The sequence below is a fragment of the Limnoglobus sp. genome (genome assembly GCF_059499385.1).
Map to the genome: position 1 here is coordinate 1 of NZ_JCABYM010000005.1, position 9,376 is coordinate 9,376.

The window sequence follows — 9,376 nt, forward strand, 5'->3', positions numbered from 1 at the left end:
GGTATAACGGCGCGGCCGTATTTTTTCTTTACCCCCGCCCGTTGCGAATTTTCCCCGGGGGTTTGGGGGCGGGGCCGCCGCCGGGGGGGCGCCGGGCCGCCACGACTCGGACTCGATTCGGGCCGCCGATTCTTTCGATACCACCCGGCGGGATCGTTCCCCCGTGAGGGTTGGGAATGTCGAAGATTCGCTTGGCCGTGATCGCCACACCCCGGTCCGGGAACACCTGGCTCCGGATGCTACTGGGCCGGTTCTACAACATCCCGACGGTGGCCGTCCACGAACTGACCGAGGCCGTCTGGGCCGGGCTGCCGGAGGAGGTCGTCCTCCAAATCCACTGGCGGCGGGAGCCGGAATTCATGGCCCGGCTGGAGCGGGAGGGGTTCCGCGTCGTCACGCTGGCCCGCCACCCGCTGGACGTGCTCATCTCGATCCTCCACGTCGTCGTTTACGACGTGGAGTCCGAGGGCTGGCTGCTGAGCGACCAGGGGAACGAGCGGTCGATCTGGGCGGCGACGCCGCGGAGCCGGACGTTCATCGACTACTGCCGGAGTTCGCGGGCGCACGCGCTGCTGGGCGTGACGTGCGACCACTGGGGGCAGCCCGGCGTGCTGTCGCTCAAGTACGAGGACCTCGTGGCCGACCCGCCGGCGGTGCTGGCGGCCGTGGAGGACGCGGTCGGCCCGCGGCGGGTCGCCGACCTGGAACCGATCCTGAACGACCTGTCGATCGGTAACCTCCGGAAGACGACGTTGAACAACCACTTCTGGAAGGGCAAGCCGGGCCTGTGGCGGGAGCTGATCCCGGCGGCGGAGGCGGCCGAGATCGCCGACGGGCTGCGGCCGGTGCTGGACCGGCTCGGGTACGCCGTCGATCCCGACCCGGCCACGGACGCGGGGTCGGCCGACCGCGCCTGGAACCGGTACGCCGGCGAGGAGATGGGCCGGACGATCCGCCGGAACGCGGACGAGTACCGGAAGCAAATCACCGCCGTCCAGGAGGCGGTCAACCGGCTGTCGGCCGACAACCGAACGCTGCTCGGCCACGCCGACATGCAGGACGGCCGCATCCGCGAGTTGCACGACCAGGAGCGCGTCCTGACCGGGAAGTGCGAGGCGTTCCTTCAAACCCAGGCCGCCCACGTCGAGCGGCTCTGCCGGCAGGAGGCGGCGCTGGCCGAGGCCGGTCGCGAGGTACTCGACGCCCGGCGGGAGGCGGACCGGTGGCGGGCCGCGTCGGAGGCGATGCGGTCCGAGGCCGAGCGGTCGGACGCCGCCCGCCGCCGGGCCGAGGACGTTGCCGCCGGCTTGACGGCGGAGGTGCAGCGGTTCCGGCGGCTCCAGGGGTTCTCGCTCCGACTGGCCGAGCGGTCGCAGCGGTGGCGGGACCGGTTGCCGTGGCTGTTCCGGCCGGCGAAGGCGGTCGCCGCCCTCCTCCGCGGCCGGGCGGCGCGGGCGTGACGCCCGCCGGCTACTTCTTCTCTTCCTTCGTCATCGTCCAGAGGAAGTAGCCATTCTCGGCCGTGGACTCGAACTTCTTCGGCCGGTCCTTGTCGTCCTTGTGGTAGCAGAGCTTCAGCGTCTTGCCGTCGAACGCGATGATGCCGCTGGCCTTGTTCCCCTTCAGGTCTTCCGGGGACTGGATTTCCAGGTCGATCTGCACCGGCGACTTGTCCACGTCCAGCTTGTAGGCGAATTCAAACGTCTGCTCTGGCTTCTCGCCCTCGATCTTGAAGATGTCCTTTGAAACGGTCACGAACTGCCCCTTGAGGCGGTCCGGGTCGGCCTTCTCGCCGTCCTTGACGCCCTCGATGTTCACGTACTTGCCGAGGAGGTTGTCCTTGTCGAACTTCTCGGCCTTCTTGTCCTCGGCCCCGACGGCCGCGATGAGAACGAACGACGCGACGAACGACAGGGTGCGAACGGGGGACATGATCGGCTCCTAACGGGAAGAGATGTCGGCGGCCGGGAGCGGCCGCCGCCGGGAGAATTGTATCGAACGGTCAGGCCGTGCCGTTCCGCTCGGCGACCGGTGTTGCCCCTTGCTTCAGCACGGTCACCGCCGCGCCAGTCGCGCGGACGTGGTGGACGAGGTGCTTCGACAGCACGCACCGGTAGACCACGTCGTCGCCGCGGTACTCCTGCCGGTAAATCTCGGCGTGCGCGTTCAGGTACGCGATCGCCTTGCCGTTCGCCGCCGCCGCCACGACCTCCGCGTCCACGAAGTCGTGCGTCAACATCTCGATCACCGTCTCCGTCAGATGGTCGATCCCCTCGCCGGTCAGCCCGCTCACCGCGACCGCCTTCGGGTGGTGCTTCTCCAGCACGTCGAGCAGCGTCCGGTCGGTCAGCTTGTCCACCTTGTTCAGCACCAACAGCGTCGGGTTCTTGTCGCAGTCGAGTTCCTTCAACACGGCGGTCACCGCCTGGACGTGCTGCTCGGCCTGCGGGTTGCTCGCGTCCACGACGTGGAGCAACAGCTTCGCCTGCCGGGCCTCCTCCAGCGTCGCCTTGAAGCTCGCGACGAGGTGGTGCGGCAGGTCGCGGATGAACCCGACCGTGTCGGACAGGAGAATCTTGCCGAAGTCCTTGACGTGCCACTGCCGGGTGCGGGTGTCGAGCGTCGAGAAGAGTTGGTTCTTCACCAGCACGTCGGACTTCGTCAGCGTGTTCATGAGCTGCGACTTGCCGGCGTTGGTGTACCCGACGAGCGAGACGGTGAACTCCTCCCGGCGGCTCTTGACCTCCCGCTCCTTGCGGCCCTGCACCTCGGCGATTTTGTCCTTGAGGTCTGCGATCCGCTTGCCGGCGAGCCGGCGGTCCTCTTCGAGCTGGGTCTCGCCCGGCCCCCGGAGGCCGATGCCGCCGCCCTTCTGCCGCGACAAGTGCGTCCACATGTTCTTCAGCCGCGGCAGCGAGTATTCGAGCTGCGCCAACTCGACCTGCAACCGGGATTCGAGCGTTTGCGCGCGGGTGGCGAAGATGTCGAGGATGAGTTCGCTGCGGTCCAACACCTTAACGCCGAGGGCTTTTTCCAAGTTGCGCCCTTGCGCCGGGTAGAGGTCGTTGTCGAACACGACGACGTCCGCGTCGGCGGCCTCGACGAGTTCCTTCAACTCCGTGACCTTGCCGGACCCGATGTACGTGGCGAGGTGGATTTCGTGCCGCTTCTGGGTGAGTTCGCCGACGACCCGCGCCCCGGCGGCTTCCGTCAGGCCGCGGATCTCGTCGCACGGGTCGGCCTCCGTGGCCCAGGGCCGGCCCGGCAGCGCGACGGACACGAGGACGGCCTTCTCGGCCTCGACGGAGAACTCGGTGCGGTGGCCGGTTTCAAATCCTTTGGCGATGGCAGTCAACCTCATGGCGGGAAAAGGGTGCGCCTGGAATTGTACGCGGTTCATGCCGGGTAGGGACACCCGAAACGCGGCCGGGTTCGGCGGGAAGAAGAGTTAACCACGAAACACACGAAAGGCACGAAATGAAAACCCGGTCTTGGGTCTTTTTTCGTGCCTTTCGTCTGTTTCGTGGTTAACTCGGATTTAGTCCGCGCGGAACTTGTTGTGGCAGTTCAGGCACGAGGCGTCGAGCTTCGTCGCGCTCGTCTTGATCTTCGCGAGGTCGGCCCCCTTGCCCTTCGCCGCCTCGGTCGCCACCTCCAGGGCAAACTTCTTCATGTCCTTCGTGTAGTCGTCCCACGCCTTCTTGTTCGCCCCGGTCGCCTTGTCGTTGGGCATGTGCAGCGTCAGGTCGGCGAGCAGGGCCGTCCGCGCCCCGATCAATTCGGCCGCGGGCAGGTTGCTGACGCCGTTCTTCTTGATCGCCTGGATGTCCTTCTCGAGGTTCATGCCGCCGCCGGCGGCACTGCCGAACAGGTCCATCGCCTCGTGCAGTTCCAGCTTCGTGTCGGCGATGATCTTCTCCGCGCCGAGCGGCTTCGTGCTGGCCCCGGCGGCCGGCTTGATGTCCTTGAGCGCCGCGGCCGCGTCCGCCACCGTCGCGGCCATCTTCGACTTCGCCGCGATCTTCAGGGCCTCGTCCCGGAGCGTGGCCATCTTCGCCGCGTCCTTGCCGCCGAGTTGGTCCTCGGCGTACAGGGCGAGCAGCACGGCCGTGGACTTCACCCGGCCGCCGACCTTCTTCGTCTTCGACAGTTCGATCAGCTTGTTCAGGTGTGTAACGTCGGCCTCGATCGTCTTGCCGCTGAGGTCGGCGGAGAGCGTCGGGTCGGCCGCGGTCACGAACGCGGTCAGGCAGGCGACGGCGGCCGCGCCGAGTAGGCGGAGTTTCAGGGAGCGCACGGAGAACCTCCTGGAGCAACGGGGAGACTAGTATCGGGGCGGCCGGCGGACGCCGGCCGCGGCGTGGTCTGCGGGGTATTATCGCGTCCGGTTCGTGAGAAGACGAGAGGGGCGGACCGGCCGGCCGGAGAAAATTGTCACACCCCGTGCCTTTGCAGTTCCTTCGCCGGGTCGTTAGCCAACGAAGATGCCGGCGGAGAAAACGTCAAAGCCGTTCAGTTCGTAAGCCGGGGAAGGCGTGGAACTCGTAGCAAGCGTTCCGCCGAAGAACGCCTTGACCCGCCGACCTTCGGCAGTCGGGACCGCGAACCGGTTGGGTGCGTACGAGACGACCAAGTCGGCCACCGCGTCGTCGTTCAAATTCTTGACGGCGAGTCGCGTACCGAGCCGTGCGTCCGGCGTGTCGGTGAAGAAACTGAGGAACGGTGTCGATGAAGTCGATTGTAACAAGTCGGCGGCACGGAAGGCAACGACCCGCGGGCCGCCTCCCGCCCCGGCCCCGACGATGACGTCCGCTCGGCCGTCGCCGTCGAGGTCGCCGAGAGCGACGTTTACGCCGCCGCGGAAGGTGGGTTCAAACGCCGACACGTCGTCGAAAAGGCGGCTGGGCTCGCTGCTGGCGATGGTCCGGCCGTCGAACACGGACACCCGCGAGCCGCCGGTACCGACCCCGAAGGCGAGGTCGCCGCGGCCGTCGCCGTTCACGTCCCCGACCGCGACCGTGCCGCCGCCCCGGAAGGTGGTGTCCGCGAGAGCGAAGAAGTCGGCGAGTGGCGAGAGCGTGCGACCGTCGTAAACCCGGACCCTGGGGCCACCCCCGCGGCCGGCAGTTATGACGACTTCGGCTAGACCGTCGCCGGTAATGTCACCGGCTGCAACGAACGCACCGCCGGTAAACGTCCCCTCGAAGGGGCGGAACGGAACTTGGAGGGAGGACCCTTGGGTGTTAACGGCATAAACTTCAACGGGTCTTCCCGGCCCCGTCGCCATCACGTAATCGTCTTGTGCGTCGCCGGTAATATCCGCGGTCGCCACCCGGACACCGCCGGTATCGAGGCCGAACGCGGCCTGACTGCTCAAGATCGTGCCGTCCGCGGCCCGAACGTTCACGACCGATGACCCGAGATCCGCTCCCACCACGAACGTCGTCGTGCCGACGAGTAGCTGCGACCCGGCCGGGGTTGCCCGGTCTTCGAGGAGACAAATGGCGAGGCGTAGTCGCTGGCTCATGTCGTTTCTCTTGGGAGGTCTTATGGTGCTTCGGTCAGCCACGCCTTCGGGAATGACACGAACGTGATCGTCTCGTAGGCGGTCTTCTCGCCGCGCTCGTACAGGCAGCCGATGTCGCCGGTCGGCAGCACGCACAGGCACGAGTACGCGGCCGGCCCGGCGTGCAGCTCTTTCGCGTGCGGCCACGTCTTGCCGTCGTCCGTGCTGAGGCGGACGGTCATCTTCTCCCGCTTTGTGCTGGCGGGGTTCGAGAACAGGATGCCGCCGTCCGGATGCCGCAAGATGCTCGCCTGGCAGACGGGTTCGACCAGCGCGGGGTCTTCCGTCGGCTTCGAGAACGTCGCCCCGCCGTCGCGGCTGATGGAAACGAGCCGCCGGTTGTTGCCGCGGTACGTCCGCATGTTCAGCATCACCGCGCCGTCCGCGAGTTCGACGGCCTGGCACTCGTTGCAGTTCGGGCCGACCACGCCGCCGAGCTGCCACGTCGCGCCGCCGTCGTCGCTGACGATGACGTGCGACTCGCGAACGGTTCCCTTCTCGGACTTGCTGTCGCACGGGACGAGGAGGCGGCCGGACTTGAGTTGAATGCCGACGCCCGGCCCGGTAGCGTACCACGTCCATTCGGGCTTCTTCACGACCGCGGTGATCTCCGTCGGCTTCGCCCACGTCCGGCCGTCGTCGGCGCTGTGCGTGATCCAAACCGTGCGGCCCTTCTCGCTCGTGCCGGCGACGATCTTCGCTTCAGTGTCCGTGCCGACGTTGTGCGTAAGTAAAAGCCGGATCGTGCCGGTTTTCGCGTCGATGACGGGGCACGGGTTGCCGCAGGTGTTGGCCGCGTCGTCCCAGACGACTTCGAGGTGGCTCCACGTCTTGCCGCCGTCGCCGCTGCGTTTTAGCACGAGGTCGATGTCCCCGGCGTCGCCGCGGCCGGCCTTGCGGCCCTCCGCGAACGCGAGGACCGTGCCTTTCGGGGTGACGATCACCGACGGGATGCGGAACGTGTGGTAACCGTCCTGCCCGGCGGTGAAGACGGCCGTGTGCGCCGGCGGTGCGGAGAGGGCGAGGAGCAAGGAGAGAGTGAGCATGGGTTCCTCATATAGCGGTGGGCTTGCCCACCGGCGGCCGAGTCTTCGAGGCCGCACGGCGGAGCCTCCCGCGGGGGGACTATCCGTGTTGGGAGGGACGTTCTCGGGGGAGGAACGCCTCCGCGGTTTCTCGAAGACTCGAAACCGCGCGGTGGGCAAGCCCACCGCTATATGACGGAGAGCAACGTTTTCGCGGCAACTTCGGCGAACGTCGGGTCGTTGATGTGGGCGTCCACCTCCACCAACAACTCCGGCGGGTACACCCAGTTCCGCAGGCTCTGGAACAGCGCCGCGTCCGCGGCCGGGTCCCAGAACGGCTTGCCCGCCGCATCAATCGCCGACACGCCCCGCAGCGGGAGCAGCACCCGCGTCGGGCCGCCGGCGGCGCACGCCTTCTCCGCGATCTCCTTGCCGACCGCGTCCATCTCCTCGGCCGTCGTCCGCATCAGCGTCACCGTCGGGTTGTGCTGGTAGAACGTCCGCCCCTTGAACCTCTCCGACACGGTGTCCGGCGGGCCGAAGTTCACCATGTCTAGCGCGCCGACGGAAATCACCTGCGGGACCTTCCGCAGCCCGGCGGCCGTGAGCCGGTCCGTCCCCGCGGCCATGACGCCGCCGACGAGTTGGTCGGCCAGCTCCGTCGTCGTGATGTCCAGCACGCCGGCGATGAGGCCGTCGCGGATCAGCCCTTCCATCGTCCGGCCGCCGGTCCCGGTCGCGTGGAAGACCAGCACCTCGTACCCGGCCGCTTCGAGAATCTTCCGCGCCGCCTCGACGCACGGCGTCGTCACGCCGAACATCGTCGCCGCGATCACCGGCTTCGATTCTTCATGTCGGATTTCGGATTTCGGATTTCGGATTTGCATCCCCGCCATCGCGTCGGCGGCGTTCGCCAGCACCATCCGGCTGATGCGGTTCAGCCCGGAGATGTCCACGACTGAATACACCATCATCACGTCGCGGGTGCCGACGTACGGCCGCACGTCGCCGCTCGCGAGCGTGCTGACCATCACCTTCGGCACGCCGACCGGCAGTTCCCGCATCGCGGCCGTCGCGATCGTCGTCCCCGCCGACCCGCCCAGGCCGAGGACGCCAGTGATTTTCTTCTGCTGGAACAGGTCCGCCGCGAGCTTCGCCACGCCCTTTGCCGCGAGCGTGACTGCCTGTCCGCGGTCGCCGGCCGCCTTCACGACTGCCCACGACGTTCCCGCGGCGCGGAAGACTTCGTCTCGCGGAACGTCCGGCGGGAACGCCGGGTCGCCGATCACGCCGGCGTCCAGCACGAGCGTCGGCACGCCGGCCGCGGCCAGCCGGTCGCGGACGAACGCGACTTCCGTTCCCTTCGTGTCGAGAGTTCCGACAAGCAGTACGGCCATTTCCGACCCCCGACCCGGCCCGCGTTCGATTCGCGTGCTATGTTACGCGCCAGCAGCCCCGGTTCCAGTTCCGCCACGGGTGTCCCATGTCCACGCGCAAGACCATCCTCGTCCACGGCCTCCTGACGGCGGGCGTGCTCGCCGTGGTCGGGTACATGTTCGCCCAGATCGCGGGCATGTGGGTCACGTCGCAAACGCCCGTCCGGTCCGGCGGCGAGAACGTCGCGGCCGGGAGTGCGATCTCGACCGCCCTCGAATCGCGGCTGCCGTTCACAATGGCCGCGATGGGGTTCGTCCTCGTCGCGATGGGGGAGGGGTTGCGGTCCCTGTGGCGGAAGCCGAAGCTCGAAGACGACGGCCGGGTGAAGTACGACGCGACGGCCGAGGCCGAGACGCAGCGGATGCTGAAGGACCAGGCCGCGCAGCCGACGCTCGGCGTGCCGGTCTGCTACGACGGCCGCGGGTCGGTGTACGTCGAGCCGGTGCAGCTCGGCGAGTCGAGCGAGTTGCCGAAGTAACCCCTGGGACCGCGGGCGTCCCGCCCGCCACGGCCTCAGCCGCGTAAGACAGGTTTCCTTGACATGGAGGTTGGCGGGCGGGACGCCCGCGGTCCCAGGGTCGAATTCATATCCTGTCGGCATGATCCCACGCGACGAAATCCTCGCCCGCCTCCGCAACCAGGTTCTCGCCGGCAAGCCGATCGTCGGCGGCGGCGCGGGCACCGGCCTGTCCGCCAAGTGCGGCGAACTCGGCGGCCTCGACCTCATCATCATCTACAACTCCGGCCGGTTCCGCATGGCCGGCCGCGGGTCGCTGTCCGGCATGATGCCCTACGGCGACGCGAACCAGATCGTCATGGACATGGCCCGCGAGGTGTTGCCCGTCGTGGAGAACACGCCGGTCCTCGCCGGCGTCTGCGGGACCGACCCGTTCCGGATCATGAAGCGGTTCCTCCTGGACGTTCGCGACGCCGGGTTCAGCGGCGTGCAGAACTTCCCCACGGTCGGGTTGATCGACGGCACGTTCCGCGTCAACCTCGAAGAGACGGGCATGGGGTTCGACAAGGAAGTCGAGATGATCGCGGCCGCCCACGACCTCGGGCTGTTGACGTGCCCCTACGTGTTCACGGAGCGGGAGGCCGAGCAGATGGCCGCGGCCGGGGCGGACGTGCTGATCCCGCACATGGGGCTGACGACGAAGGGGACCATCGGCGCGAAGACGGCCCTGACGCTGGAGGAGAGCGCGAAGCGGGTGCAGGCGATCTGCGACGCGGCGAAGCGGGTGAACCCGGAGGTGTTCGTCCTCTGCCACGGCGGCCCGATCTCTGAGCCGGCGGACGTGGCGAAGGCGCGGCACTTCTACGGTCAGCTGCTCGGCCTGACGGAAAT

General features: G+C 67.8%; 9 protein-coding genes. 3 read left to right on the forward strand and 6 right to left on the reverse strand.

The genetic code is table 11. From position 1 onward, the window contains the following. The first annotated feature begins 176 nt into the window (after window positions 1-176). Window positions 177-1,460, forward strand: a complete 1,284-nt coding sequence (locus AC5JJ2_RS00180) for a sulfotransferase domain-containing protein (protein WP_495855935.1) — start codon at window positions 177-179, stop codon at window positions 1,458-1,460. Window positions 1,461-1,470: 10 nt separating this feature from the next. Here the strand turns inward: AC5JJ2_RS00180 and AC5JJ2_RS00185 are convergent, their stop codons facing one another. From AC5JJ2_RS00185 to AC5JJ2_RS00210, 6 genes are all read right to left on the reverse strand, one after another. Further along, window positions 1,471-1,932, reverse strand: a complete 462-nt coding sequence (locus tag AC5JJ2_RS00185) for a TIGR03067 domain-containing protein (RefSeq protein ID WP_495855936.1) — start codon at window positions 1,930-1,932, stop codon at window positions 1,471-1,473. Window positions 1,933-2,002: 70 nt separating this feature from the next. Next, a complete protein-coding gene (gene hflX / locus AC5JJ2_RS00190; protein ID WP_495855937.1) occupies window positions 2,003-3,361 on the reverse strand; it encodes a GTPase HflX in 1,359 nt (452 codons plus the stop codon). Window positions 3,362-3,538: 177 nt separating this feature from the next. After that, window positions 3,539-4,297 carry a cytochrome c gene (locus AC5JJ2_RS00195; protein ID WP_495855938.1) on the reverse strand — a complete coding sequence of 253 codons (759 nt, stop codon included), beginning with the start codon at window positions 4,295-4,297 and terminating at the stop codon, window positions 3,539-3,541. 174 nt (window positions 4,298-4,471) lie between these two features. Beyond that, window positions 4,472-5,527 (reverse strand): FG-GAP repeat domain-containing protein, encoded by a 1,056-nt coding sequence (locus tag AC5JJ2_RS00200; protein ID WP_495855939.1) that lies wholly within the window; start codon window positions 5,525-5,527, stop codon window positions 4,472-4,474. A gap of 20 nt (window positions 5,528-5,547) precedes the next feature. Next, window positions 5,548-6,612 (reverse strand): sialidase family protein, encoded by a 1,065-nt coding sequence (locus tag AC5JJ2_RS00205; RefSeq protein ID WP_495855940.1) that lies wholly within the window; start codon window positions 6,610-6,612, stop codon window positions 5,548-5,550. A gap of 167 nt (window positions 6,613-6,779) precedes the next feature. Beyond that, window positions 6,780-7,988, reverse strand: a complete 1,209-nt coding sequence (locus AC5JJ2_RS00210) for a Tm-1-like ATP-binding domain-containing protein (RefSeq protein ID WP_495855941.1) — start codon at window positions 7,986-7,988, stop codon at window positions 6,780-6,782. Window positions 7,989-8,074: 86 nt separating this feature from the next. On the opposite strand from AC5JJ2_RS00210, the gene AC5JJ2_RS00215 reads away from it, so the two are divergent. Then, window positions 8,075-8,506 (forward strand): hypothetical protein, encoded by a 432-nt coding sequence (locus AC5JJ2_RS00215; protein ID WP_495855942.1) that lies wholly within the window; start codon window positions 8,075-8,077, stop codon window positions 8,504-8,506. A gap of 121 nt (window positions 8,507-8,627) precedes the next feature. Continuing rightward, a partial coding sequence (locus tag AC5JJ2_RS00220; protein ID WP_495855943.1) for a phosphoenolpyruvate hydrolase family protein occupies window positions 8,628-9,376 on the forward strand: 749 nt, incomplete at its 3' end.

What these genes read in the sequence shown, in the direction of transcription:
- AC5JJ2_RS00180 (WP_495855935.1), top strand. Translation starts at nt 177, where the DNA reads ATGTCGAAGATTCGCTTGGCCGTGATCGCCACACCCCGGTCCGGGAAC.
- AC5JJ2_RS00185 (WP_495855936.1), bottom strand. Translation starts at nt 1,932, where the DNA reads ATGTCCCCCGTTCGCACCCTGTCGTTCGTCGCGTCGTTCGTTCTCATC.
- hflX (WP_495855937.1), bottom strand. Translation starts at nt 3,361, where the DNA reads ATGAGGTTGACTGCCATCGCCAAAGGATTTGAAACCGGCCACCGCACC.
- AC5JJ2_RS00200 (WP_495855939.1), bottom strand. Translation starts at nt 5,527, where the DNA reads ATGAGCCAGCGACTACGCCTCGCCATTTGTCTCCTCGAAGACCGGGCA.
- AC5JJ2_RS00205 (WP_495855940.1), bottom strand. Translation starts at nt 6,612, where the DNA reads ATGCTCACTCTCTCCTTGCTCCTCGCCCTCTCCGCACCGCCGGCGCAC.
- AC5JJ2_RS00210 (WP_495855941.1), bottom strand. Translation starts at nt 7,988, where the DNA reads ATGGCCGTACTGCTTGTCGGAACTCTCGACACGAAGGGAACGGAAGTC.
- AC5JJ2_RS00215 (WP_495855942.1), top strand. Translation starts at nt 8,075, where the DNA reads ATGTCCACGCGCAAGACCATCCTCGTCCACGGCCTCCTGACGGCGGGC.